The sequence below is a fragment of the Micromonospora acroterricola genome (assembly GCF_003172955.1).
In the GTDB taxonomy this organism is placed as follows: domain Bacteria; phylum Actinomycetota; class Actinomycetes; order Mycobacteriales; family Micromonosporaceae; genus Micromonospora; species Micromonospora acroterricola.
Window position 1 is genome coordinate 1 of sequence record NZ_QGKR01000243.1, and the last position, 25,031, is coordinate 25,031.

The 25,031-nt window shown below is 73.2% G+C and carries 19 protein-coding genes and 1 pseudogene; 7 read left to right on the forward strand and 13 right to left on the reverse strand.

The features are described from left to right. Together rsmH and mraZ are read right to left on the reverse strand one after the other, a co-directional pair. A partial coding sequence (gene rsmH, locus DKT68_RS21650; RefSeq protein ID WP_109819250.1) for a 16S rRNA (cytosine(1402)-N(4))-methyltransferase RsmH occupies positions 1-1,108 on the reverse strand: 1,108 nt, incomplete at its 3' end. Between the two features lie 201 nt (positions 1,109-1,309). Further along, the gene (mraZ, locus tag DKT68_RS21655; protein ID WP_109819234.1) at positions 1,310-1,741 is read right to left on the reverse strand and encodes a division/cell wall cluster transcriptional repressor MraZ; all 432 of its coding nucleotides are present in this window, start codon (positions 1,739-1,741) and stop codon (positions 1,310-1,312) included. Between the two features lie 355 nt (positions 1,742-2,096). Here mraZ and DKT68_RS21660 point away from each other — a divergent pair, with 355 nt between their 5' ends. From DKT68_RS21660 to DKT68_RS21675, 4 genes are read left to right on the forward strand one after another with little or no spacing between them, the layout of a single operon-like run. Beyond that, the gene (locus DKT68_RS21660) at positions 2,097-3,344 is read left to right on the forward strand and encodes a MurT ligase domain-containing protein (protein ID WP_109819235.1); all 1,248 of its coding nucleotides are present in this window, start codon (positions 2,097-2,099) and stop codon (positions 3,342-3,344) included. Next, a complete protein-coding gene (locus DKT68_RS21665) occupies positions 3,334-4,053 on the forward strand; it encodes a type 1 glutamine amidotransferase (protein WP_109819236.1) in 720 nt (239 codons plus the stop codon). The genes DKT68_RS21660 and DKT68_RS21665 overlap by 11 nt, the downstream gene beginning before the upstream one ends. Next, positions 4,050-4,733 (forward strand): TVP38/TMEM64 family protein, encoded by a 684-nt coding sequence (locus DKT68_RS21670; protein ID WP_109819237.1) that lies wholly within the window; start codon positions 4,050-4,052, stop codon positions 4,731-4,733. The genes DKT68_RS21665 and DKT68_RS21670 overlap by 4 nt, the downstream gene beginning before the upstream one ends. Next, complete coding sequence (locus DKT68_RS21675) at positions 4,691-5,521, forward strand: phosphotransferase (protein ID WP_201749136.1); 831 nt, start codon at positions 4,691-4,693, stop codon at positions 5,519-5,521. The genes DKT68_RS21670 and DKT68_RS21675 overlap by 43 nt, the downstream gene beginning before the upstream one ends. A 119-nt stretch (positions 5,522-5,640) precedes the next feature. Here the strand turns inward: DKT68_RS21675 and leuS are convergent, their stop codons facing one another. After that, positions 5,641-8,481, reverse strand: coding sequence for a leucine--tRNA ligase (gene leuS, locus DKT68_RS21680; RefSeq protein ID WP_109819238.1), 2,841 nt, complete (start codon positions 8,479-8,481; stop codon positions 5,641-5,643). 402 nt (positions 8,482-8,883) lie between these two features. Between leuS and DKT68_RS21685 the strand changes: the two genes are divergently transcribed. Genes DKT68_RS21685 through DKT68_RS21695 form a run of 3 tightly spaced genes read left to right on the forward strand, consistent with a single transcriptional unit; the run spans position 8,884 to position 13,724 of the window. Beyond that, the gene (locus tag DKT68_RS21685) at positions 8,884-9,936 is read left to right on the forward strand and encodes an AAA family ATPase (RefSeq protein WP_109819239.1); all 1,053 of its coding nucleotides are present in this window, start codon (positions 8,884-8,886) and stop codon (positions 9,934-9,936) included. Between the two features lies 1 nt (position 9,937). Then, on the forward strand, positions 9,938-11,236 hold the full coding sequence (locus tag DKT68_RS21690) for a DUF58 domain-containing protein (RefSeq protein ID WP_109819240.1): 1,299 nt from the start codon (positions 9,938-9,940) through the stop codon (positions 11,234-11,236). Positions 11,237-11,252: 16 nt separating this feature from the next. After that, positions 11,253-13,724 (forward strand): transglutaminase family protein, encoded by a 2,472-nt coding sequence (locus tag DKT68_RS21695; protein WP_109819241.1) that lies wholly within the window; start codon positions 11,253-11,255, stop codon positions 13,722-13,724. Positions 13,725-13,939: 215 nt separating this feature from the next. Here DKT68_RS21695 and DKT68_RS21700 read toward each other — a convergent pair whose 3' ends face one another. From DKT68_RS21700 to DKT68_RS21740, 10 genes and pseudogenes are all read right to left on the reverse strand, one after another. Beyond that, positions 13,940-14,341 carry a DUF3040 domain-containing protein gene (locus tag DKT68_RS21700; RefSeq protein WP_109819242.1) on the reverse strand — a complete coding sequence of 134 codons (402 nt, stop codon included), beginning with the start codon at positions 14,339-14,341 and terminating at the stop codon, positions 13,940-13,942. 116 nt (positions 14,342-14,457) lie between these two features. Further along, positions 14,458-15,717 carry a DNA polymerase IV gene (locus DKT68_RS21705; RefSeq protein WP_109819243.1) on the reverse strand — a complete coding sequence of 420 codons (1,260 nt, stop codon included), beginning with the start codon at positions 15,715-15,717 and terminating at the stop codon, positions 14,458-14,460. 62 nt (positions 15,718-15,779) lie between these two features. After that, positions 15,780-16,952, reverse strand: a complete 1,173-nt coding sequence (locus DKT68_RS21710) for an alkaline phosphatase family protein (RefSeq protein WP_109819244.1) — start codon at positions 16,950-16,952, stop codon at positions 15,780-15,782. Further along, positions 16,949-17,716 carry a methyltransferase domain-containing protein gene (locus tag DKT68_RS21715; RefSeq protein ID WP_109819245.1) on the reverse strand — a complete coding sequence of 256 codons (768 nt, stop codon included), beginning with the start codon at positions 17,714-17,716 and terminating at the stop codon, positions 16,949-16,951. Before DKT68_RS21715 ends, DKT68_RS21710 begins: the two co-directional genes overlap by 4 nt. Before the next feature lie 9 nt (positions 17,717-17,725). Beyond that, positions 17,726-18,649: a carbohydrate ABC transporter permease gene (locus DKT68_RS21720; protein WP_109819246.1), complete on the reverse strand. Its 924-nt coding sequence runs from the start codon at positions 18,647-18,649 to the stop codon at positions 17,726-17,728. Then, the gene (locus DKT68_RS31545; protein ID WP_201749137.1) at positions 18,646-18,822 is read right to left on the reverse strand and encodes a hypothetical protein; all 177 of its coding nucleotides are present in this window, start codon (positions 18,820-18,822) and stop codon (positions 18,646-18,648) included. Before DKT68_RS31545 ends, DKT68_RS21720 begins: the two co-directional genes overlap by 4 nt. Beyond that, positions 18,819-19,766: a carbohydrate ABC transporter permease gene (locus DKT68_RS21725; RefSeq protein ID WP_109819247.1), complete on the reverse strand. Its 948-nt coding sequence runs from the start codon at positions 19,764-19,766 to the stop codon at positions 18,819-18,821. Before DKT68_RS21725 ends, DKT68_RS31545 begins: the two co-directional genes overlap by 4 nt. Positions 19,767-19,772: 6 nt before the next feature. Then, positions 19,773-21,122: an extracellular solute-binding protein gene (locus tag DKT68_RS21730; protein ID WP_109819248.1), complete on the reverse strand. Its 1,350-nt coding sequence runs from the start codon at positions 21,120-21,122 to the stop codon at positions 19,773-19,775. A gap of 95 nt (positions 21,123-21,217) precedes the next feature. Then, entirely contained in the window at positions 21,218-24,586 is a 3,369-nt protein-coding gene (locus tag DKT68_RS21735) for an error-prone DNA polymerase (protein WP_109819249.1), read from the reverse strand. Between the two features lie 63 nt (positions 24,587-24,649). After that, positions 24,650-25,031 (reverse strand): annotated as a pseudogene (locus tag DKT68_RS21740) (DNA polymerase Y family protein); the annotation flags it as partial.

Here is a 25,031-nt window from a genome sequence, read left to right on the forward strand (position 1 = left end):
GTTCATGTCCCTCCCCCTCTACATCCGTCCCTCTGTCGTCCCCCGGCGTCCCTGGATCCCCCACGGATCCCGCGGACCCCGTCCCCGGTTGGTGCATCGCCTTCACCCGTCGGCGGGACCGTTCGCGGTCGGTCCGCCCTTGCTGTGTCGCGTTCGGGTCGAGCCGCTCCGCGGCCCGCAGCCGCACGGAGGCGGCGCGCGGGTTCGCGGCGACCTCCGCCTCCCCGGGCAGTTCGGCGCCCCGGCTGAGCAGCCGGAACGTCGGACCCGACCCGGGCAGTTCGACCGGGAGGTCGACCGGGCCCTTACTGCGGACCCGGTCCGCGAGCGCCACCTTGGTGAGCCGGTCCTCCAACGAGTGGTAGGACAGGACCACCATGCGACCGCCCACGGTCAGTGCGTCGAGCGCGGACGGCAGCGCTGCTTCCAGCGCTGCCAGCTCCTTGTTTACCTCGATCCGTAAAGCCTGAAACGTTCTCTTTGCCGGGTGTCCGCCCGTTCGTCGGGCCGGTGCCGGGATCGAGTCCCGGACCAGCTCCGCCAGCCGCGCGGACGAGGTGATCCGGGCGCGTTCCCGCTCCCGGATGATCGCCGAGGCGATCCGGCCGGCGAACTTCTCCTCGCCGTAGACCCGCAGCACCCGGGCCAGGTCCGGGTGCGGATAGGTGTTGACCACCTCCTCGGCGGTCACCCCCCGGGTCTGGTCCATCCGCATGTCCAGTGGCGCGTCCTGCGCGTAGGCGAACCCGCGGTCGGGCGCGTCCAGTTGCAGCGACGAGACACCCAGGTCGAACAGGATCCCGTCGATGCCCGGATAGCCCAGCCGGTCCAGCACCTCGGGCAGCTCGTCGTAGACGGCGTGCTCCAGGTGCACCCGGTCGGCGAACCGGGCCAGCCGGACCCGTGCGTGTGCCAGTGCCTCGGTGTCCCGGTCGAGCCCGATCAGGATCGTCTCCGGGTGCGCCTCGAGCACCGCCTCCGCATGCCCGGCCAGGCCGAGCGTCGCGTCGACGTGCACCGTCCGGCCGCCTCGACCCAGGGCGGGGGCCAGCAGCTCGAGGCACCGCTCGAGCAGCACCGGCACGTGCGTGCCGCGCAACTCCCCCATGTCGACCCCCACTGGTTGAAACGTCCGTTCGTTCGTGCGCCCTGTCGTCGACGGCGCCGCCGTCGTACTGCCAGATCCCCATCCGCTCCCGCCGGCACCGGGCTCCGCCCGATGACTGGATCGTGCGCCTGGCACCGGGGAAGGGATGCCAGGAACTCGAAAGCGGCTGGAGATCTCGCAGTACGTCGGGCGCCTTTCGCCCTACAGACCGCCGGGCAGCACCCCCTCCTCGATGTCGGCGAAGTCGTCTTCGCTCTCGGCGAGGTAGGTTTCCCACGCGGCCCGGTCCCAGATCTCCACCCGCGTGCTGGCCCCGATCACGACCAGGTCGCGGTCGAGCCCGGCGTACGCCCGCAGGTGCGCCGGGATGGTCACCCGGCCCTGCTTGTCCGGCACCTCGTCGTGCGCGCTGGCGAAGAAGACCCGGCTGTAGGCCCGGGCCGCCTTGTGTGTCATCGGCTGCGCGCGCAACTGCTCCGCGATCCGCTGGAACTCGGGTGTCGGGAAGACGTAGAGACAGCGATCCTGCCCTTTGGTGACCACGACACCCCCCGCCAGCTCATCTCGGAACTTGGCCGGAAGGATCAGCCGGCCCTTGTCGTCCAGACGCGGAGTGTGGGTGCCGAGGAACATCGGCCCTACCCCCTCGCCCCTGAGCGGCGTTCGCGGCGCCGCTGACCCCCCGGGCCGGTGAGCCCTCCCGGCCTCACCATTGGGCCCCACTCTACTCCACTTCCCTCCACCCGCAACCAGATTCGACCGCGTGGCGCGCCCGATCCGCCGGCAAAAGAGCACGTCACAAGGGGTGGAGCGCAGTGGAGGGCCCCGACCGCCCCTCGGCGTGGTCCGCTTTCCGACATAGATCGACTCCGCCCGGCGGAGGCCCATCCGGACACCGGCCCCCGCACCACGGCCGAACGGTTCGCCGTCGGCGGCGATCTGGTGGGATGGCCGGTCCGGTAACCTCGCTCGCGTGACGGACGCGAAAATGCCCCTACGGGCCAAGGTGGCCAGCTCCGTGTCACGGACCGCCGCGGCGCTCTCCCGGGCCGCCGGCCGTGGCGACGGTTCGGTGATCGGCGGGTGGATCGGCCTCAAGATCGACCCGGACCTGCTGGCCCACCTGTCGGCCGGGCGCGCCATCGCGCTCGTCTCCGGCACCAACGGCAAGACCACCACCACCCGACTGTCGGCCGCCGCGGTCGGCGTGCTCGGCCGGGTCGCCACCAACTCGTTCGGCGCCAACATGCCCACCGGGCACACCTCGGCGCTGGCCAAGGCCGGCAGCACCCCGTACGCCGTGCTGGAGGTCGACGAGCACTACCTCGCCCAGGTGCTGGAGGCGACCGAGCCGCACGTGGTCGCGCTGCTGAACCTGTCCCGTGACCAGCTCGACCGGGCCAAGGAGGTCGCCATGATGGCGCAGCTCTGGCGCGCGGCCCTGGTCCGGCACACCAACGTGCGGGTGGTGGCCAACGCCGACGACCCGATGGTGGTCTGGGCCGCGACCCCGCCGGCCGACCCCGACCGCGGCATCAACCCGCCGCACGTGACCTGGTTCAGCGCCGGCCAGCGCTGGCACGACGACTCCTGGGTCTGCCCCGAGTGCGGCTCCACCATCCAGCGCTCCGGCGACCAGTGGTGGTGCACCGGGTGCCCGCTGCGCCGGCCGGAGCCGCATTGGGTTGTCGAGGACGAGGGCGTGCTCGACCCCACCGGGGCCTGGCACAAGGTCTCCCTCCAGCTACCCGGCAAGGTCAACCTCGGCAACGCGGCGACCGCGCTGGCCGTGGCCGCCGAGTTCGGCGTCCGCCCGGTCGACGCGGTGTCCCGCCTCGGCATCGTCACCTCGGTCGCCGGCCGCTACGCGCAGGTGGACAAGGACGGGCGCAACATCCGGCTGCTGCTGGCCAAGAACCCGGCCAGCTGGCTGGAGGCCTTCGACATGGCCGACGAGGCGCCGACCCTGCTCTCCATCAACGCGCGCGACCCCGACGGGCTGGACACCTCCTGGCTCTTCGACGTCGACTTCGCCCCGCTGCGCGGCCGGCAGGTGCTGATCACCGGCGACCGGGCGTACGACCTGGCGGTCCGGCTGGACGTCAACGACGTGCCGTTCCAGCACGTGCGCACCTTCGAGGACGCGATCCGGTCGGTCCCGCCCGGGCGGCTGGAGGTCATCGCGAACTACACCGCGTTCCAGGACATCCGAGCGGAGTTGGACCGTGTCAACTGAAAGCCTGCGCATCGTCTGGATCTACCCCGACCTGCTCTCCACGTACGGCGACCGGGGCAACGCCCTGATCCTCGCCCGACGGGCCCGCCAGCGTGGCATGCCGGTCGAGGTGCTGGAGGTCCGCTCCGACGAGCGGCTGCCCGCCACCGCCGACATCTACCTGGTCGGCGGCGGTGAGGACGGCCCGCAGGCCCTCGGCGCGCAGCGGCTGATCGCCGACGGCGGCCTGCACCGGGCGGTCGCCCAGGGCTCGGTGGTGTTCGGCGTCTGCGCCGGCTACCAACTGCTCGGCACCTCCTTCTTCGCCAAGGGTGTCCAGTGCCGCGGCCTGGAGTTGCTCGACCTGCAGTCCGACCGGGGCCCGAGCCGGGCTGTCGGCGAGCTGGCCGGCGAGATCGACCCCCGGCTGGGCCTGCCCGCGCTGACCGGCTTCGAGAACCACGGCGGCCGCACCCACCTCGGCCCGGAGGTCTCCCCGCTGGCCCGGATCACCGCCGGTGTGGGCAACGACGGCAACACCGAGGGCGCCTGGCGCGGCAAACTGCTCGGCACCTACTCGCACGGCCCCGCGCTGGCCCGCAACCCGGCCCTGGCCGACCTGCTGCTGCGCTGGGCCACCGGCGCGCACCAGCTCCCGCCGTTGGACGACACCTGGTCCGACCGGCTCCGCAACGAGCGCCGCTCCGCAGTGGCCGCCGCCCGGGCATGATCCTGGCCGTCCGGCGGCTGCTCCGGCAGCCGTCGGCAGCCCGGTTTGCCCTGCTCCTACTGCTGATCGGCCTCTGCGGGCTGCTGCTGCTCCTGGCGCCCCGGCCGGATCCGGCGGAGCTGCCCCGGCTGGCCGACCGGCTGGGCGACCTCGCCCCGGTCGCGGCGATCCTCGGTGGCGCGCTGCTGCTGGTCGCGTTGGTCCCCCGCACCTTCATCACGCTCGCCGCGGGCGCGATCTTCGGCCCGCTGGAGGGCGCCGCGTACGCCCTGGGCGCCGCGCTGGTGGCGGCGGCGATCGGGTTCACGGTCGGCCGGCTGCTCGGCCGGGAGTTCGTCGCCGAACGGGTGCGTGGCCGGCTGGCCCGCCTGGACGGCTGGTTCGCCCGGCAGAGCGTGGTCGGCGTGGTCACCGTCCGGCTGCTCCCGATCGCCGGCTTCGGGCTGGTCAGCTACGGCTACGGCACCACCGGGGCCCGGGTGCTGCCGTTCCTGGCCGGCAGCGTGATCGCCTCCGCCCCGACTGCCTTCGGGTACGCCGCGATCGGCGCGGCCGTCAGCTCCCCCGGCCACGTCAACTGGTACGCCGCCGCCCCGGCCAGCCTCGGCCTGATCGCCAGCGTGGTGCTGATCCACCGGTGGTGGCGCGCCGAGCGGCGACGCCGAGCGGCATCGACGTGAGCGTGGACGAGCCGACCGACGTGACCGGCGAGCAGCAGCTCGCCGGTGGTTTCGTCGCCGAGGTGGTCCGGATGGGCGACACGGTTCGGCGTACCGCGCCGGCCAACCTGGACTTCGTGGGCGCGCTCCTGCACCACCTGGCCGGCGTCGGCGCGGACCTCGCGCCCCGGCACCTGGGCGTCGACGCCCGGGGCCGGCAGACGCTCAGCTACGTCGCCGGGCGGGTGCCGTGGCGGGACCGGGAGGACCCGGCGTTCTTCGCCGACCCGGCGCTGGTGCGGCTGGCCGAGCTGATCCGGCGGCTGCACGACGCGTGTGCGGGCACCGCGCTGGCCGGCGACGCCGAGACCGTGTGCCACCGCGACCTGTCCCCGAAGAACACCGTCTACCGGGACTCCCCCACCGGTCCACTACCGGTGGCCTTCCTCGACTGGGACCTGGCCGGGCCGGGTCGACGGATCGAGGACGTGGCGTTCGCCGGCTGGCACTGGGCCGCGTTGGGCGAGGGCGCCGACCCGGCCGAGCTGGGTCGGCGCTGCCGCCTGCTCTGCGACGCCTACGATGCCGCGGCGATCGGACCGGACCCGGTGCCACTCGCCCGGGACGAGCTGGTGGACGTCATGCTCGACCAGATCGAGGGCACCTGGCGCGGCATCGACGCCGGCGCCGACCGCGACGAACCGGGCATGCGCGGCCTGCGCGACGCAGGCGTGCTCGAGGGAGTACGCCACTGGCAGGACTGGCTGCTCACCAACCGCCGCACCGTCGCCGCAGCAGTGACCCCCTGACCCACCACCTGCGGCATGTCGCGGAGCCGGGGCGGATGCGCCGACAAGGCCGATGACTCAGAGGCATATTTATACCTCTGAGTCATCACGCTTACGGCAGTGTCCGCCTCCCGCAGACGTCAGGCCACGACCGAGACCATTCGGCCCTTCACGACGATGACCTTGCGGGGTTCCTTGCCGGCCAGGGCGGCGGAGACCGCGTCCAGGGCCGCCGTGCGGACGGTCTCCTCGGACGAGTCGGCGGGGACCTCGATCCGGCCACGGACCTTGCCGTTGACCTGCACCGGATAGGTCACCGTGTCCGCCACCAGCAGCGCCGGGTCGGCCGTCGGGAAGTCCGCATACGTCAGCGAGGTGTCGTGGCCCAGCCGGCGCCACAGCTCCTCCGCCATGTGCGGGGCGAACGGCGCCACCATCAGCACCAGCGGCTCGGCCACCTCACGCGGCGTCGCCGACAGCCGGGTCAGCCCGTTGGTCAGCTCGATCAGCTTGGCGATCGCGGTGTTGAACCGGATGGCGTCCATGTCGCCGCGGACCCCGTGGATCACCTTGTGCAGCAGCCGCCGGGTCGCCTCCTCGGCCGGGCCGTCGCTGACCCGCAGCGCGCCGGTCTCCTCGTCGACCACCGCCCGCCAGACCCGCTGCAGGAACCGGTACGAGCCGACCACCGCCCGGGTCTCCCAGGGGCGGGACACCTCCAGCGGGCCCATCGACATCTCGTACACCCGGAAGGTGTCCGCGCCGTACGCGGCGCACATGTCGTCGGGGGTCACCACGTTCTTCAGCGACTTGCCCATCTTGCCGTACTCGCGGTTGACCACCAGGTCGCCCAGGTAGTACGCGCCGTCGCGCTCCACGACCTCCTCGGCCTGCACGTAGCTGCCGCGCGAGTCGGTGTACGCGTACGCCTGGATCATGCCCTGGTTGAACAGCTTGCGGAACGGCTCGAAGGACGACACGTGCCCCAGGTCGAACAGCACCTTGTGCCAGAACCGCGCGTACAGCAGGTGCAGCACGGCGTGCTCGGCGCCGCCGACGTACAGGTCGGTGCCTCCACAGTCGCCCTCCCCGCGCGGGCCCATCCAGTAGCGCTCGTTCTCGGCGTCGACGAACCGCTCGCTGTTGGTCGGGTCCAGGTAGCGCAGCTCGTACCAGCAGGAGCCCGCCCACTGGGGCATCACGTTGGTCTCCCGGGTGTAGCGCTTCGGCCCGTCGCCCAGGTCCAGCTCCACCTCGACCCAGTCGCGGCGGCGCGACAGCGGGGTCTCCGGGTTCGAGTCGGCGTCGTTCGGGTCGAACGTCTTGGGGGAGAAGTCGTCGACCTCCGGCAGCTCGACCGGCAGCATCTCCTCCGGCAGGGCGATCGCCGTGCCGGTCTCGTCGTAGACGATCGGGAACGGCTCGCCCCAGTAGCGCTGCCGGGAGAACAGCCAGTCCCGCAGCCGGTAGGTCACCGCGCCGGCGCCGTGCCCGTTCGCCTCCAGCCACGCGATGATCGCCGCCTTGGCGTCGGCGACCCCCAGGCCGTCCAGGTCCAGGCCGCGCTCGGGTGCGGCGCTGTTGATCGCCGGGCCGTCCCCGGTGTACGCCTTGCCGTCGAAGCCCTCCGACGGCTGCACGGTCCGCACGATGGGCAGCTCGAAGACCTCGGCGAACGCCCAGTCCCGCTCGTCCTGGGCGGGCACCGCCATGATCGCGCCGGTGCCGTAGCCGGCCAGCACGTAGTCGGCGATGAAGATCGGGATCTGACCGCCGGTGACCGGGTTGGTGGCGTACGCCCCGATGAAGACACCGGTCTTCTCCTTGGTGTCGGCCTGCCGCTCGATGTCGGTCTTGGCCGCCGCCGCCTTGCGGTACGCCTCGACGGCCGCCCGCGGGCTGGCGTGCCCGCCGGTCCAGGCGTCCCGCGTCCCCTCGGGCCAGGCGGCCGGCACCAGCGTGTCGACCAGCTCGTGCTCGGGGGCCAGCACCATGTAGGTGGCGCCGAAGATGGTGTCCGGCCGGGTCGTGAACACCCGCACCGGCTCGCCGGCGGTCGGGAAGTCGATGTGGGCGCCGGTGGAGCGGCCGATCCAGTTGCGCTGCATGTGCTTGATCGGCTCGGGCCAGTCCAGGCTGTCCAGGTCGTCCAGCAGCCGGTCGCCGTACGCGGTGATCCGCATCATCCACTGCTTCAGGTTGCGCTTGAAGACCGGGAAGTTGCCCCGGTCGGAGCGCCCGTCAGCGGTGACCTCCTCGTTGGCCAGCACGGTGCCCAGCCCGGGGCACCAGTTGACCGGGGCCTGCGAGACGTACGCCAGCCGGTGGTCGTCGACGATCTGGCGACGCTCGGCGACGCTCAGCTCGGCCCAGGCCCGGCCGTCCGGGGTCGACCGGTTGCCGCCCTCGAACTCGGCGATTAGCTCGGCGATCGGCCGGGCCCGCCCGGCGTCGCGGTCGTACCAGGAGTTGAAGATCTGCAGGAAGATCCACTGTGTCCAGCGGTAGAAGTCGGTGTCGATGGTCGCCACCGACCGGCGCTCGTCGTGCGCCAGCCCCAGCCGGCGCAGCTGCGCCTTGTACCGCTCGATGTTCGCCACCGTGGTGGTGCGCGGGTGGGTGCCGGTCTGCACCGCGTACTGCTCGGCGGGCAGGCCGAACGCGTCGAATCCCATCGCGTGCAGCACGTTGCGCCCGGCCATCCGCTGGTAGCGGGCGAAGCAGTCGGTGCCGATGTAGCCCAGCGGGTGGCCGACGTGCAGGCCGGCGCCGGACGGGTAGGGGAACATGTCCAGCACGTACAGCTTCTCCGCGCCGGCCCGGGGGTGGTCCGGGTCGGCCAGCGGGCCGGTCGGGTTCGGGGCGTGGAAGGTGCCCTCGCGCGCCCAGGTGTCCTGCCAACGAGTCTCGATCTCGTCGGCCAGGGCCGCGGTGTACCGGAACGGGGGAATGTCGCCCGCCGGTGCGGCTGCCTCACTCATCGTCTCTCCTCGCTTCGCTTCGCTTCGTCTCGGCGCCACCGGGCCGGGCCGGCGACGGGCACAAAAAAGCCCCTCGCGCAGGAGGGGCCGCCGTGCTGTCGCGCGTTCAGCGCATCAGCACGGCCCGGTAAGAAGCAGGAAGACTCCGGCCATGTCCGGCAGTGTACCTCGCCGCCGGTCGGGACCGGCGGGCCCGGGGACGAGCAGGGCGTGATCCCTCGACTCGGCGAATATCGGTGCGTAACCGACGGACTACCTGCGGGGGTCGGCGATAACGACAAACATGGTTAGCCTGAGAGGCCAGTGAGATTTCTGCGGCAAACGAGGCTCGACGTCGCGAACCCAACGGCGGGTCCAGGTGCTCTCTACAGAGCTGCCGTGACGGCGACGAGGAGGAGGCCCGTGACACAACAGACCTGGGACGAGGTGGGCGGCCTGTTGCCGCACGACGAGTTCCGCGCCGCCAGCGAGGCCATCGTGGCCAACATCGAGCAGGTCATCGAGGGTAAGACCGCCACCGTGCGGCTCGCCCTGGCCGTCCTGCTCGCCGAGGGTCACCTCCTCATCGAAGACGTCCCCGGGGTTGGCAAGACCAAGCTGGCCAAGGCCCTCGCGCGGTCGATCGACTGCACGGTGCGGCGCATCCAGTTCACCCCCGACCTGCTGCCCAGCGATGTCACCGGCGTCAGCGTCTACAACCAGGAGACGCACGACTTCGAGTTCCGCCCCGGCGCCGTCTTCGCCAACCTGGTCGTCGGCGACGAGATCAACCGGGCCTCGCCGAAGACCCAGTCGGCGTTGCTGGAGTGCATGGAGGAACGGCAGGTCACGGTCGACGGCGTGACCTACCAGTTGCAGACCCCCTTCATGGTCATCGCCACCCAGAACCCGATCGAGATGGAGGGGACCTACCCGCTGCCCGAGGCGCAGCGCGACCGGTTCACCGCCAGGATCGCGATGGGCTACCCGGACGCCGGCGCCGAGCTGGCGATGCTGGACGGGCACGGCGGCACCGACCCGCTGAACGAGCTGCGCGCGGTCTCCGACGCGGACATCGTCCGGCAGCTCATCGCCACCGTCCGGCAGGTGCACGTCGCGGACGCCGTCAAGCAGTACGCCATCGACCTGGTCACCGCCACCCGCGAGGCCCCCGACCTGCGCCTGGGCGCCTCCCCCCGGGCGACCCTGCAGCTGCTGCGCACCGCCCGGGCGGTCGCCGCCCTGGAGGGGCGCGACTACGTCCTCCCCGACGACCTGCAGGCCCTCGCGGTGCCGGTGCTCGCGCACCGGATCATCCCGACCGCCGACGCGCAGCTCGCCCGGCGCACCACCGACGCGATCGTCTCCGAGCTGGTGCACCGGCTGGCGCTGCCACACGACCGGCAGCGCTCCCCCTACGACACCCGGCCCGCCACCGGCAACGGTCGCGCGCCCTACGAGCCGCGGAGGCCGTGACGTGCGTGCCGGGCTGCGCGGGCTGACCACCCGCGGGCGCTCGTTCCTGGCCGCCGCGGTCGCGGCGGCCATCTCGGCCGGCATCCTGGGCGAGAAGGACCTGCTCCGGGTGGCCGTGCTGCTGGGCATCCTGCCGCTGCTGGCCGCCGCCTACGTCGGGCGCAGCCGCTACAAGCTGGCCTGCAACCGCTCGCTGGACCCGCACCGGGTCCCGGTCGGGGCCAACTCCCGGGTGGTGCTGCGCCTGCAGAACCTGTCCCGGCTGCCGACCGGCACCCTGCTGCTGGAGGACCGGCTGCCCTACGCGCTGGGCAGCCGGCCCCGGGTGGTGCTGGAGCGGCTCGGCGCCCACCAGGCCAGCTCCGTGGCGTACACGGTGCGGGCCGACGTGCGGGGCCGCTACGACGTGGGCCCGCTGGTGGTCCGGATGACCGACCCGTTCGGTCTCTGCGAGCTGAGCAGGGCCTTCCCCAGCACCGACCACCTGACGGTGATCCCGCAGGTCACCCCGCTGCCGTCGGTCCGGCTTCCCGGGGAGTACGCGGGCAGCGGCGACAGTCGGGCCCGCTCGGTGGCGGTGCACGGCGAGGACGACGCGGCGACCCGGGAGTACCGGCGCGGCGACGACCTGCGCCGGGTGCACTGGAAGTCCACCGCGCGCACCGGCGAGCTGATGGTGCGCCGCGAGGAGCAGCCGTGGGAGAGCCGGGCGACGGTCGTTCTGGACACCCGCGCGTACGGCCACCGCGGCGACGGGCCGACGGCGAGCTTCGAGTGGGCCGTCTCCGCCGCCGCGAGCATCGCCGTGCACCTGCGGCAGGCCGGCTACAAGCTGCGCCTGGTCACCGGCTCGGGCGTCGACGTGGACGCCTCGGAGGCCGGCGGCGACGGGGCCCTGCTCGACCACCTCGCCGAGGTCCGGCTGGACCAGCGGGCCGAGGTGACCGGCCTGGTGCAGCGGGTGCGGCAGCGCGCCGACGGCGGCCTGATCATCGGGTTGTTCGGCGCGGTGACCGTGGCCGAAGCCGAGCTGCTGGCCGGGCTGCGGGGCAACGGCGCCACCTGCGTCGGCTTCCTGCTGGACAGCTCCACCTGGCTCAGCCTCCCGGAGAAGGCCCGAGCCGAGGCGGAGCACGCGCACGGCGCCGCCGCGCTCGCCATGCTGCACAGCGGTTGGCGGGTGGTCGGCGTCGACCACGGCAGCCGACTGCCGGCGCTCTGGCCCCAGGCGGGTCGGGGCTCCCAGGGCTTCGCCCTGCGCGCCGCGCTGGCTGAGACGGTCGCCGGCGGCGTGCGATGACCGGAAGGTTCCCCTCATGATCACCAGTCGGAACATCGGCGCGGTGGCGGCCGCCGCCACGCTGCTCGCCGCCGCGCCGCTGTCGGCCATCTTCGAGACCTGGACGTGGCTGGTCCAGTCCGCGATCGCGGTCGCCGTGGTGGCCGGGGTGGCGGCGCTGACCCGGCTCGTCCGGGCGCCACTGTGGGGTCAGGTGCTCGGCATGGTGGCCGCCCTGGTGCTCGCCCTGACCTGGCTGTTCCCCAGCGGGTCCGAGCTGCTCACGTTCCTGCCGACGCCGGCCACGTTCGGGCACTTCGCCGACCTGTTCACCGGCTCCATGCAGGACATGCGCTCGTACGGCGTGGAGGTCCCGGACACCGATCCCCTGCTGTTCATCACCGTGCTCGGCGTCGGTGGGGTGGCCGTACTGGTGGACCTGCTGGCGGTGGGTCTGCGCCGGCCGGCGCTCGCCGGGCTGCCGATGCTCGCCATCTACTCGGTGCCGGTCGCCGTCTACGTGAACAGCGTCCCCCCGGTGCCGTTCGTGGTGGGCGCCGCCGGGTACCTCTGGCTGCTGGTCACCGACAACGTCGACCGGGTCCGCCGGTTCGGCCGCCGGTTCACCGGCGACGGCCGGGACGTCGACGTGTGGGAGGCGTCGCCGCTGGCCGCCGCCGGCCGCCGCCTCGCGGTGGTCGGTGTGGCGCTGGCCGTGGCGCTGCCGCTGGCCGTGCCCGGCATGACCAGCGGGCTGCTCGACACGCTCGGTGGCGGGACGGGCAACGGCACCGGGCGGGCCGGGGCGGGCGGCTCGTCGGGCCGGATCGACCTGTTCGCCTCGCTCGCCGGCCAGCTCAACCAGTCCGAGGTGGCCGACCTGGTCAAGGTGACCACGTCCGAGCCGAGCCCGTTCTACCTGCGCTACGCCGTCGCCGACGAGCTGCGCCCGAACGGGTTCCAGGCGCGCAACCCGAGCGGCCGCCCCGTCAACCGGGACCTGCCGGACCCGACGGAGCGGGCCGGCCGGGGCGTCCAGCAGACCCCATACCGGGCGACCGTCGAGGTCACCAAGAGCCTGAGCATGTCCCTGATGCCGGTGTACGCCGAGCCGGTGCGCACCGACGACCTCAACAGCAACTGGCTGTACGACCCCAACCAGCAGGTGGTCTTCTCCAACCGGGAGAACTCCCGGGACAGGAAGTACTCCTTCGACTACATCCGCTCGACGTACACCCCGGCCGCCCTGCGGGCCGCGCAGCCGCTCCCGGCCGACCACCCGGTACGCCGGCAGCTGACCGCCACTCCCGGGCCGGTGCCCGAGGTGGAGGAGCTGGTCAAGAGCCTGGTCCAGGGCAAGCGCACCGACTACGACCGGGTGCTGTCGATCTACCAGCACTTCTCGGCGGACAACGGGTTCAGCTACCGGCTCAGCACCGAGAGCGGCAGCAGTGGCCAGGACATCGTCAACTTCCTGACCAACAAGGTCGGCTACTGCCAGCAGTACGCGGCGGCGATGGCCTGGCTGGTCCGCAGCGCCGGCATCCCCGCCCGGGTGGCGTTCGGGTTCACCAACGGCAGCAAGCGCGACGGTGACACCTACACGCTGACCAACCTCAACCTGCACGCCTGGACCGAGGTCTACTTCGACGGGATCGGCTGGGTGCCGTTCGACGCCACCCCGACGTACGGCGTGCCGGGCTCCACCCGGTCGGCCTGGGCACCGGACACCGACGCGGTCGAACCGTCCAGCCCGGACACCGGCGCCACGGACACCTCGGCGGACCCGGACGCGTCGGCCGGCCCGACGGGTTCGGACAACGCCGACCGGGACACCGACTCCGGGCTCTCGCTCGCTGGCGAGACGCCGGCCGAGCAGGCGCCGGTGTGGCCGTGGTGGACGGCGGGTCTGCTGGCCCTGCTCGCACTGCTGGCAATTCCGGCGTTGCGCCGGCTGGCGCTGCGCCGGCGGCGGGGCTCCCGGGCGGCGGGCGCCGCGCGGGCCGCCACCCCGGCCGACGCCGCACCGGTCGACGGGGGACGCCTCATGGTGGTCGAGGCGGACGCCAACGCGGCCCGCGCGGACGCGCACGCCGCCTGGGCGGAGCTGCTCGACACGCTGGTGGACTTCCAGGTCCGGGTCGACCGCACGGAGACGCCCCGAGCGACCGCGGATCGGCTGGTCCGGGAGGCGGTCAGCGATGACGTCGCGGCGGTCGGCGCGGCCCGGCTGCTCGGCAGGGCGGAGGAGCGGGCCCGCTACGCGCGGGATCCGCTGACCGGTGAACCGCTGGTGCCGGCGCTGCGTGCCGTCCGAGGCGCGCTCGCCGCCCGGGCGGACCGCCGGACCCGGCTGCTCGCCGCCGTCCTGCCGCCGTCGGTGCTGCTGCGCTGGCGGACGGCACTGGCAGACAGCTCCGGCCGGATGGTGGCGCTGACCGGGCGGGCCCGGTACCGGCTGCTGCGCTGGAACCCGCGTCGACTGCTGGCCGACCGGGCAGCCCGCTGACCACTCCAGCCGGCCGCGCGGCCGGCTGGCCCACTCCGCAGGCTCGGGGCGGCGGTCCACTGACCGTCGCCCCGTTCCGGCCGAACGACGAGCTCGCGGCGCGCCGTGCGGGGCGGGCGGACGGTGCCGGGGCACGCGGATACGACAGCGGCCGCCGGGCTGTTCCGGCGACCCGCTCGTCGCGGCGTACGGCCCGCCTCAGCGGCGGGACGGGCTCAGCGGTGCCCCTCCGGGCGCTGCCGCCACCTGTCCTCCATACGGTCCAGGATCGACGGCCGGCGACCGGATCGGCCGCCGCCGCGGGGACGGCGACGACTGGTCGTGCCACCCACCACGTGCAGGTCGGGTGACTGCGCCCGCCGGTGCGACTGCACCGCGAAGGCGGCCGAGGCCAGCATGACGACGAAGCCGGCCACCGCCAGCGGTGGAGTCTTGATCACCGCGCCATAGACCAGTAGAGCCAAGCCAGCGATGATCACGCCGGCAGCGACGAGCAGGCGACGCCGCGCATGGAAGCGCGGATCGCTGGCGCGCACGGCCGAGGCGAATTTGGGGTCCTCGGCAAGCGACCGCTCGATCTGCTCGAACAGCCGCTGCTCGTGCTCCGAGAGCGGCACGGCACTCCTCCCCGGTCACGTTGGTCGGGCCCACTCGGGCCGACAGACCGTGGCAGCCATCCGGCTGCTTACCCGCAAGTCTACGAGGGGGGTCGCGCGTCGGAAAGCGGGACGACCTACGGGTGGGGTGGATTTTCGTTTCGACGGGGACCCCGGTCGCCCATCAGACTGGCCGGACCTATGACGGACCGCCCGAATCGGGCAGCGGCGGCGTCCGCGGCAGCTTCCGCCTCCCGCCATCCGCGCTCGGGCGCGCCGAGGGTCAGCTGCCGGGGCGCGCCCTCCGCCGGGGCGAGCCCCTCCACCCGGACACCGACGAGTCGGATCCGCTCGCCCGGGTCCAGTGCGGTGTAGAGCGCCCAGACCGTGTCGAACATCTCGCGGGCCGTGTCGGTGGGCACGGCGAGGGTGCGGGAGCGGCTGACAGTGCGGAAGTCGGCCAGGCGCACCTTGAGCGACACCGTCCGGCCCACCTGGCCGGAGGCGCGTAGCCGGACGCCGACCTTCGTGCTGAGCGCGAGCAGCGCGCGGCGGATCTCCAGCGGGTCTGCCACGTCGGCGTCGAAGGTCACCTCGGCCCCGATCGACTTGTCGACGTGCTCGGGGGTGACCCGGCGCAGGTCCCGCCCCCACGCCAGCTCGTGCAGGTGCGCCGCCGACGCGGCGCCCACCGCCCGGCGGAGCATGCCCAGCGGGGCCTCGGCGAGGTCGCCGACGGTGGCCAGGCCGAGCCGGCGCAGGGTCTCGGCGGCCCGCTCCCCCACACCCCAGAGCGCGTCCACGGGCAGGGGGTGCAGGAAGTCGAGAACCTGCCCGGGCGGCACGACCAGCAGACCGTCCGGCTTGGCGCGGGTGGACCCCAGCTTGGCCACGAACTTGCTGGGCGCCACCCCGACCGAGCAGGTCAGCTCCTGCTCCTCGGCGACCCGGCGCCGGATCAGCCCGGCGATGGCGGCCGGGGAGCCGAACAACCGGCGGGCTCCGGTCACGTCGAGGAACGCCTCGTCGAGGGAGAGCGGCTCGACCAGTGGGGTGACGTCCCGGAAGATCTGCATGACCGCCCGGGAGGCGGGCGTGTAGGCGCTGAAGTCGGGCGGCAGGTACACCGCGTGCGGGCACCGGGCCCGGGCCTGGCTGGTCGGCATCGCGCTGCGCACGCCGTAACGGCGGGCCTCGTAGCTGGCCGAGCTGACCACGCCGCGCGGGCCGACGCCGCCGACGACCACCGGTTTGCCGCGCAGCTCGGGCCGGCGGCGCACCTCGACGGCGGCGAAGAAGGCGTCCATGTCAACGTGCAGGATCGGGCTGTCGGAGTCGTCGGCGTCCGGCCCGAAGCGCGGATCGCCACCCCGGGGCAACGACTGACTGCGGCCCATCCCGGCAGGTTAACCCGGGGGTACGACATCACCGGCGGCCGGCGGTACGGAGCGCCGGTCGCTCAGCCGCGGACGACCAGCAGCGGCACGGTCAGCTCGGCGGCGGTGTCCGACCCGTGGTACGCCACCAGCCGGGACGCCATCGGCCGCTCGGTGCGCGTGGCCAGGACCGCGTACGTGTCGTTGCAGGTCACCACCACGTCGCCGATGCGACCCAGGTGCTCCTCGGGCACCGGCCCGAACCAGCCGGTCGCCACCGTCTCGTCCCGGGTGCGTACGCGCGCCGCGTCGCCGAGCACCGCCGACCAGGCGGCCACCACGTCGTCGACCGCGCCCGGCGCGACGTGCAGGTAGCGCACCCGGGCCTCACCGGCCACCAGCCGCACACCGTCGCGCAGCCGCGGATCGGTGTCCAGGTCGAAGCGGTGCGCGAGGGGCACGTTGAGCTGCCCGTGGTCGGCGGTCAGCAGCAGCGCCGCGTCCGACGGCAGCCCGTCGACCAACCGGGCGAGCAGGGTGTCCACCTCGCTGGCGGCGATCCGCCAGGGCGCCGAGTCCACCCCGCTGACGTGGCCGTGCCGGTCCAGGTCGGCGTGGTAGCCGGAGACCAGGGTGGGGCCCGGACCGGCGGTCAGCGCGGCCAGCATGGTCGCGGCCACCCCGTCCGCGCCGGTGGCGCCCCGGAAGTCACCGCCCCGGTTGGCGGCCAGGGTCAGGCCGCTGCCACCGAACTCCGGCCGGCTCACCACGCTCACCGCCACCCCGGCGGCGCGGGCCCGCTCCAGCTGGGTGGGCACCGGCTGCCAGCGCAGCGGCGACGGGTCGGCCGCCCAGTCCGTGTGGGTGAGCACCCGGTCGGCGCCGGGCACCCGTACGGTGAAGCCGAGCACGCCGTGCGCGCCCGGCGCGACGCCGGTGCCCAGCGTCACCAGGCTGGTCGGGGTGGTGGACGGGAAACCGGCGATGAGTGGCCGGCCCACCGTCGCGGCGAGCCCGGCGAGGGTCGGCGCGTGCGGAGCGGCGGTCGGCAGTTGGTACCAGCCGAGCCCGTCGACCAGCAGGACGGCGATGCGGCGTACCCCGGCCAGCGCGGGGACGAGCCCGAGGGGGTCGGACGACCCGGGCACGCCCAGCACGGCCAGCGCGCTGGGCAGCACGTCGGCGAGGCGGCCGCCGCCGTGGCCCGGCCCGAGGACGGCCAGCGGCGCCGGCGCGGCACCCGGCGGGGTGGTCATGCCGGCCGGCGGGCGAACAGGTGCAGTTGGGCGGCCAGATCCCGGTACGGGGACTGGGCAGCCAACGCCCGTTCCAGCTCGACCAGGGCGGCCGACTGCCCGTCGGCGACCGCTGCCGGCAGCAGGTCGGCCAGGACGCGTACCCCGTGGATCTCCTCGACCACGAGCCCGGCGGCGCCGAGCAGCGCGGCGGCGCCGGGGGCGTCGTAGCGCCGGCGCAGGGTGTCCCGCGGCCCGGCGGTGCCGGCGGGGTCGGCGGCCAGGGTGGACGCGACCTCCAGGTGGCCGTTCATCGCCCGGCCCAGCACGGCGGCTGCGCGGCCGGCCACCAGCACACTGCCGGCGCCGCCCGGGCGCAGCGCGGTGGCCAGCGCGGCCACCACCGGCGCCGGGTCGTCGACGACCTCCAGCACGGCGTGGCAGAGGACCAGGTCCACGCCGGCCGGCTCGACCAGCCCGGCGAGCGCGTCGCCGTCGCCCTGCACGGCGGCGATCCGGTCGGCCACCCCGGCCTCGGCGGCCCGGCGGGTGAGCGCGGCCAGCGCGTCGGGGCTGGCGTCGACCACGGTGACGCGGTGCCCGGCCCGGGCGAGCGGGACGGCGAAGCCGCCGGTGCCACCACCGACGTCCAGCACGGTGAGCTCGGCGTCGCCGCGCCGGTCCAGCTCGGCGCGGAGCACCGACCAGATCACGGCGGTACGGGGGGTCAGCGGCGGCCCGGCGAACCGGCCTCGGGTCTGCTCCACCCGGTCGAGCCTAGTCACCCGGTCCAGTCAGCCCTTGCGACCGGTGGTGGCGATGCCCTCGACGAAGTGCCGCTGGGCCAGGAAGAACAGGATGATCATCGGTACGGTGGCCAGCACGCTGCCGGCCAGCACGAGCTCCCACTGCTGCTCGCCGCCGTAGCCGAACCGGTCGAGCACCACCTTGAGCCCGCGCGGCAGCGTGTAGAGCTGCTCGTTGCGCAGGTAGATCAGCGGCCTGAGCAGGTCCGTCCAGCTGGCCTTGAACTCGAACACGAAGGCGACCAGCAGCGCCGGCCGGATCAGCGGGAAGGCCATCTTCCAGAACAGCTGCGGGTAGCTCGCCCCGTCCACCCGGGCGGCCTCGAAGTACTCCCGGGGCAACGAGAGCAGGAACTGCCGCAGCAGGAAGATGTAGAACGCCGAGCCGAACAGGTTGCCCGCCCAGAGCGGCACCTGGGTGTCGGTCAGGCGCAGCTCCGACCAGATCAGGTACGTGGGGATCATGGTGACCGCGAACGGCAGCATCATGGTGGCCAGCACCAGCCCGAAGAGCACGTTGCGGCCGGGGAAGCGGAAGTAGGCGAAACCGAAGGCCACCCAGGCGCTGGAGAGGGTCACCGCCGCGGCGGCGGCCACGCCGACGACCACGCTGTTGCCGAACCAGGTCAGCAGCGGCACGGCCCGCCACGCCTCGGCGTAGTTCTCCGGGGAGAACGGGGTGGGCAGGAAGCCGGGTGCGAAGACGTACTCGCGGGGGCGCAGCGAGGCGCTGACCAGCCACACGAACGGCAGCATGAAGATCACGGCGGCGCCGACCAGCGCCGCCACGAACAGCACCCGGTGCCAGAGTGGCCGGCGGGCCTCCTCGGCCGGAGGGCGGCGCGCCGCCGCCCGGGCCGGCTCGATGCCGGGTACCGGTGCGGCGGCGCTCCGTTCGACGGCGGTGGTCACGACTGTTCCCCGGCTGCTGGATCCTCCTCGGCCCGGGACCGCCGGGCGTTGGCCACCGGACCGTCGGTGATCTCGTATTCGCGGGGCTCGGTGTGCTGCTCGGGCACCCAGCCCGTGGTCAGCCGGGTCCGTCGCGCGTTGGCCACTCCGTTGTGGCCGGTCATCCCCGTCACTGGTCTTCTCCCTCGTAGTACACGAACCGGTTGCTGAGTTTTACCTGCACGAGCGTGATCACCAAAATGATCACGAAGAGCAACCAGGCCATCGCCGAGGCGAAGCCCATGTGCAGGAACTGGAACGCCTCCTGGAACAGGTGGATGACGTAGAAGCTGGCCGCGTCGCTGTTGAAGGAGTTCTGGGTCTCGCGGTTGCCGAAGTACATGGTGTAGACCTCGGTGAACATCTGCAGCGACGCGATCGTGTTGACGATCAGCGTGAAGAACAGCGCGCCGGAGATCATCGGCAGGGTGACCGCGCGGAACCGGGCCCAGGCGCCGGCGCCGTCGATGGAGGCCGCCTCGTACAGGTCACGGGGCACGTTCTGCAACGCCGCCAGGTAGATGATGACCGTGGAGCCGAGGCTCCACAGACTCATCAGGATGATGCCGGGCATCACCCAGTGCGGGTCCGTCGTCCAGCTCGGACCGTCGATCCCGACCAGGCCGAGCGCGCGGTTGATCAGGCCGTCCTGGGTGTTGAGCAGCAGCAGGAACAGGATGCCGACGGCCACCGCCGGGGTCATCACCGGCAGGTAGAAGACGGTACGGAAGAAGCCCTGCAACCGCCCGACCCGCTTGAGCAGCAGCGCCAGCCCGAGCGAGATGAGCATCACCAGCGGCACGTGCAGCGCCGTGTAGTAGACGGTGTTGCCGAGACTGCGGGCCACCGCCGGGTCGCTCATCAGCTCCCGGTAGTTGTCCAACCCGGTGTACTCCGGCGGGTTGATCACGTCGTACTCGGTGAAGCTCAACCAGAGACTGGCGATCATCGGGCCCGCGTAGAAGACCAGGAACCCGACGATCCAGGGCGCCAGGAAGAGGTACGCCCAGCGGGCCTCCCGCCGGGCCAGCGGCGTACGGCGGCGCCGGCCCGGGGCGGGAGCGGTGACGGTGGCCATCGTGGGCTACTTCGCGGCCTTGTCCAGCGCGGCGGTGGCCTCCTGCTGTGCCCGCCGCAACGCCTGCGCGGGCTGCTCCTGGCCGGCGAGCACCCGGTTGACCGCGTCGTAGTACGCCTTGTCGAACTCGGCGCCGGCCGGCGAGGCGGGCATCGCGAACGCGGCGTCCTGCACCGAGCGGATGGTGGCCACGGCGTCGTCGAAGCGCTTGTTGCCGGTCGGCTGGTACAGCTCCTCGAAGATCTTCTTGTCGGCGTCGGCGTTGGCGGTGTAGATACCGGTGAACGGCAGGCCGGCGCTCTTGCGGGCGTCCGCCCGGGCCTTCGCGGCGGCCATCCAGGTGTCGGTGGCGGTCATCTGCTTGACGAACGCGCACGCGGCGTCCGGGTTCTTCGCTCCCTTGGTGATCACCCAGGCCTGCCCGGCGGACTGGGTCAGCGGCTTGCCCTGCCGGTCCACGAACGGCTTGACCACCAGCTCGGCGGTCGGGGTGTTCTTGGCGGCCTGGTTGAGGAACCACTCCTCCATCGGCCAGGCCACGATCTGGTTCTTCGACAGCGGGTTCTGCGCGCCGAAGAAGTCGAAGGTGTCCCGGAACGACTTGAACCTGCCCCAGCCACCCTGCTGCTGGATCAGGTTCGCCCCGGTGGTCAGCGCCTCGATCACCTTGGGGTCGTCCAGCCTGGCGGTGCGGCCGTCGGCGGAGAGCATGTCGGCGCCGTTGGCCTTGGCCCACATCGGCAGGAACTCGGGGATCTTCGGGTCGATGCCGATCCGGGAGAGCCGGTTGCCGGACACCGTGGCCAGCTTGGCGTTGAGCCCGGGCAGCGCCGCCCAGTCGGCCAGGTTGACCTGGTCGGCGGTCATCCCGGCCTTCTTCAGCAGCCCCTCGTTGAGGTAGACCACCCGCACGGTGGAGAACTCCGGGATGCCGTAGACGGTGCCGTCCAGCGTGACCTGGGCGCGGGCCGCCGGCCGGTACTGATCCAGGTTGATGTCCTGCTTCTTGACGCAGTCGGTCAGTGGCTGGATCGAGCCGCGCTTGGCGTACGTGCCGATCAGCTTGCGATCCATGTAGACCAGGTCCGGGGGGTTGCCCGAGGCGACCGCGGAGAGGAACTGCTGCTCGTCGAAGGCGCCCTCGGTGACCTTCAGGTCGACGTCCGGGTGGTCCCGCTTGAACGCGTCGACCCGGGTGATGGCGATCTCGTCGGAGAAACCGAAACCCATGGTGCTGAGCGCGCCCTCGGTGGCGGTGCCGCCGCCCGCGTCGCTGCCGCCGCCGACTCCCCCGCACCCGCTGAGCGCCAGGGTGAGCACCCCGGCGAACGCGGTCGCCCGCACTGTCCGTGACATGAGACCCTCCCGATTCGCACGGGCCACCCTGCCCGCGCGACCTGCACTTCTCCTCTTCTCCGGATTTCCAAACATGGGGGGCCGATGCGTGCCGGTCACCGGAAGTCACGGGACGCGGGACTGACCGGCGGCTCGATCGCGTCCAGCCGGTCGGCCACGAGATTGGTCACCCCCTCGTGCCGCTCCAACCGCCCTCGGACCACCAGCGCGGCGCTGGTCCGGGCCACCCGCCGGTAGCGCTGCCACAGCCCCGGCGAGCAGGTGACGTTGAGCATCCCGGTCTCGTCCTCCAGGTTGAGGAAGGTGACCCCGCCCGCGGTCGCCGGCCGCTGCCGGTGGGTGACGATGCCGCCGACCCGGATCCGCTGCCCGGGCTCCACCCGGCCGAGCCGGGCGATCGGCACCGCCCCGAGCACGTCGAGCTGGCCCCGGATGAACCGGGCCGGATGACTCTCCGGCGACAGCCCGGTGGCCCACACGTCGGCGACCAGCCGGTCCACCGCCTCCATCCCGGGCAGCGTGGGCGCCGCCGCGCCGGTCACCGTGCCGGGCAGCCGGCCCGGCCGGTCCTGGGCCGCCGCGCCGGCGGCCCAGAGCGCCTGCCGCCGGGTCAACCCGAAGCAGGCGAACGCGTCGGCGGTGGCCAGCGCCTCCAGCTGCGCGGCGGTGAGGCCGACCCGCCGGGCCAGATCGGGCATGTCCCGGTACGGCCCGTGCGCGCTCCGCTCGGCCTCGATCCGTTCGGCCAGCTCGTCGCCGAGGGTCCGCACGCTGGACAGCCCGAGCCGGACCGCCGGCCCACCCAGCCCCCAGGCGTGTGGCGGCTCCCCCGGCGCGCTGCCCCACCGGGTGTCCGGGGTGGACTCCAGCACCGCCTTCGCCCCGCTGGCGTTGATGTCCGGGCGGCGCACCTCCACCCCGTGCCGGCGGGCGTCGTCGACCAGGGTCTGCGGGGAGTAGAAACCCATCGGCTGGGCGTTGAGCAGCGCGGCCAGGAACGGCGCCGGGTGGTAGCGCTTGAGCCAGGAGCTGGCGTAGACCAGGTAGGCGAAGCTCATCGCGTGGCTCTCCGGGAAGCCGTAGCTGGCGAACGCGGTGAGCTTGCGGTAGACGTCGTCGGCCAGCTCTCCGCTGATGCCCCGCTCGGCCATGCCCGCGTAGAGCCGGTCCGCGATGCGGGTCATCCGCTCGACCGAACGCTTCGCGCCCATCGCCCGGCGCAGCTGGTCGGCCTCGGCCGCGTCGAAGCCGGCCAGGTCGATGGCGAGCTGCATCAACTGCTCCTGGAACAACGGCACACCCAGGGTCTTCTCCAGCGCGTTGCGCATCAGCGGGTGCGCGAACGTCACCGGCTCCTGGCCGTTCTTGCGCCGGATGAACGGGTGCACCGAACCGCCCTGGATCGGGCCGGGCCGGATCAGCGCCACCTCCACCACCAGGTCGTAGAACTCGCGGGGCTTGAGCCGGGGCAGGGTGGCCATCTGGGCGCGACTCTCCACCTGGAACACCCCGACCGAGTCGGCGCGGCAGAGCATGTCGTAGACCTCCGGGTCGTCCAGCGTCATGTCACCGAGGTCGAGGCTCATGCCGATCATGTCGTAGCCGTAGTGCAGCGCGGAGAGCATGCCGAGGCCGAGCAGGTCGAACTTGACCAGCCCGACCGCGGCGCAGTCGTCCTTGTCCCACTGGAGCACGCTGCGCCCCGGCATCCGCCCCCACTCCACCGGGCAGACCTCGATCACCGGCCGGTCGCAGATCACCATGCCGCCGGAGTGGATGCCCAGGTGCCGGGGGAACGTCTGCAGCTCGTTGGCGTACTCCACCACCTGCTCGGGGATGTCCTCGACGTCGACCGTGGCGACCGAGCCCCACCGGTCGATCTGCTTGCTCCAGGCGTCCTGCTGGCCGGGCGAGAAACCGAACGCCTTGGCCACGTCCCGCACCGCCGACCGGGGCCGGTAGGAGATGACGTTGGCGACCTGGGCGGCGTGCTCCCGGCCGTAGCGGGTGTAGACGTGCTGGATCACCTCCTCCCGGCGGTCGGACTCGATGTCCACGTCGATGTCCGGTGGGCCGTCCCGCTCCGGGGCGAGGAAGCGCTCGAAGAGCAGCCGGTGCCGGACGGCGTCCACGTTGGTGATCCGCAGCGCGTAGCAGACCGCCGAGTTGGCCGCCGACCCCCGGCCCTGGCAGTAGATGTCCTGCTCACGGCAGAACGAGACGATGTCGTAGACCACCAGGAAGTAGCCCGGGAAGCCCAGCTCCTCGATCATGTTCAGCTCGTGGTCGAGCTGCGCGTACGCCGTCGGGTGCGCCTGCGGGGGGCCGTAGCGTTCCCGCGCCCCGTCGGCGGTCAGCTTCCGCAGCCAACTCATCTCGGTGTGCCCCGGCGGCACCGGGTACGCCGGTAGCTGCGGCGCCACCAGCTGGAGGTCGAAGGCCAGCTCGGCGCCGAACTCGGCAGCCCGAGCCACCGCCCCCGGGTACGCGGCGAACCGGGCCGCCATCTCCGCGCCGCTGCGCAGGTGGGCGGTGGCCGCCGCGGGCAGCCAGCCGTCGATCTCGTCCAGGCTGCGCCGGGCCCGGACGGCGGCGACCGTCGTGGCCAGCCGCCGCCGGCCGGGGCTGGCGTAGTGCACGTTGTTGCTGGCCACCGTGGGCAGCCCCGCCGCGGCGGCCAGGTCGGCGAGCGCGTCGTTGCGGTCGGCGTCGACCGGGTGGCCGTGGTCGGTCAGCTCCACCGCCACCGTCTCCGCGCCGAAGAGGGCGGTCAGCCGGTCCAGCTCGCGGGCCGCCGCGTCCACCCCCTCGGTGAGCAGCGCCGCCGGCACGTGCCCCTTGCGGCAGCCGGTCAGCACGAGCACGTGGTCGCGCAGCTCGGCGGCGACCTCCTCCAGCTCCCCGTAGACCGGGCGGCCCTTCTCCCCGCCGCGCAGCTGGGCGCGGGCGATGGTGGTGGCCAGCCGGGCGTACCCCTCGTGGCCGTGCGCCAGCACCAGCAGGTGCGCGCCGTGCGGGTCGGGCTCGCCGTTCTGCGGGCCGGGCAGCCCGAGGGAGAGTTCCGCGCCGAAGATGGTCGGCAGGGCCAGAGCACGGGCCGCCTCGGCGAAGCGGACCACCCCGTAGAAGCCGTCGTGGTCGGTGACCGCGAGCGCGGTGAGCCCCAGCCGGGCCGCCTCCTCGGCCAGCTCCTCGGGGTGGCTGGCGCCGTCGAGGAAGCTGAAGTTGGTGTGCGCGTGCAGCTCCGCGTAGGGCACCACGCCGTCGGGACGGGCCAGCTCCGGCGGCTGGTACTGCTCGCGCCGCCGGCTCCAGACCGGGGAGTCCCCGCCGTCGGCGTCCACGGCGAGCGGGTCCACCACGTGCAGGTGCCGCTCGCCCCGGCTCCCCCGTCCGTCGCCGGGGTGCCCGGAGAGCACCCGCTCCAGCTCGGACCAGGGCATCTTCGGGTTGTGGAAGCTCACCCGCCCACCCCCAGGCTCGGGATGTCGAGTCGATCACGGTCGGGGCGGCGCCAGGCTGAACACTCAGTCATAGATCGCCTCCACCAGCCACTGCCCGGCCTCGACCGCGAGCAGCAGGGCGGTGCCGTCGGCCAGGCCGACCTGGAACCGGGCCCGTCGCCGAGCTTCGGCCGGGGCCCACCACCGTTCGTCCACCGGCCACGGGCCGGCCCAACCGACGATCTCCGCCGGTTGGCCGGTGCCGACCACCAGCCGGGCGGGCGCAGCGCTCACCGCCAGCCGCGCGCTGATCACCACCGGCTCGCCGGCGGCGTCGTGCACGGTCGCCGCGAGCGGGCTGGGCAGCACCACCGCTGGAGCGGGCGGCGGCAACCGACCCGGCCACGGCGGAGCGCCACCCCCACCTCGGCCGGCGACCCGGCCACCACCGGCAGCCCGGCCACCG

Bases quoted from the DNA above. Each gene is read 5' to 3' on its own strand.
- DKT68_RS21695 (WP_109819241.1), top strand. From the start codon at position 11,253: ATGATCACCAGTCGGAACATCGGCGCGGTGGCGGCCGCCGCCACGCTG.
- DKT68_RS21670 (WP_109819237.1), top strand. From the start codon at position 4,050: ATGATCCTGGCCGTCCGGCGGCTGCTCCGGCAGCCGTCGGCAGCCCGG.
- leuS (WP_109819238.1), bottom strand. From the start codon at position 8,481: ATGAGTGAGGCAGCCGCACCGGCGGGCGACATTCCCCCGTTCCGGTAC.
- DKT68_RS21705 (WP_109819243.1), bottom strand. From the start codon at position 15,717: ATGGGCCGCAGTCAGTCGTTGCCCCGGGGTGGCGATCCGCGCTTCGGG.
- DKT68_RS21730 (WP_109819248.1), bottom strand. From the start codon at position 21,122: ATGTCACGGACAGTGCGGGCGACCGCGTTCGCCGGGGTGCTCACCCTG.
- DKT68_RS21710 (WP_109819244.1), bottom strand. From the start codon at position 16,952: ATGACCACCCCGCCGGGTGCCGCGCCGGCGCCGCTGGCCGTCCTCGGG.
- DKT68_RS21725 (WP_109819247.1), bottom strand. From the start codon at position 19,766: ATGGCCACCGTCACCGCTCCCGCCCCGGGCCGGCGCCGCCGTACGCCG.
- DKT68_RS21660 (WP_109819235.1), top strand. From the start codon at position 2,097: ATGCCCCTACGGGCCAAGGTGGCCAGCTCCGTGTCACGGACCGCCGCG.
- mraZ (WP_109819234.1), bottom strand. From the start codon at position 1,741: ATGTTCCTCGGCACCCACACTCCGCGTCTGGACGACAAGGGCCGGCTG.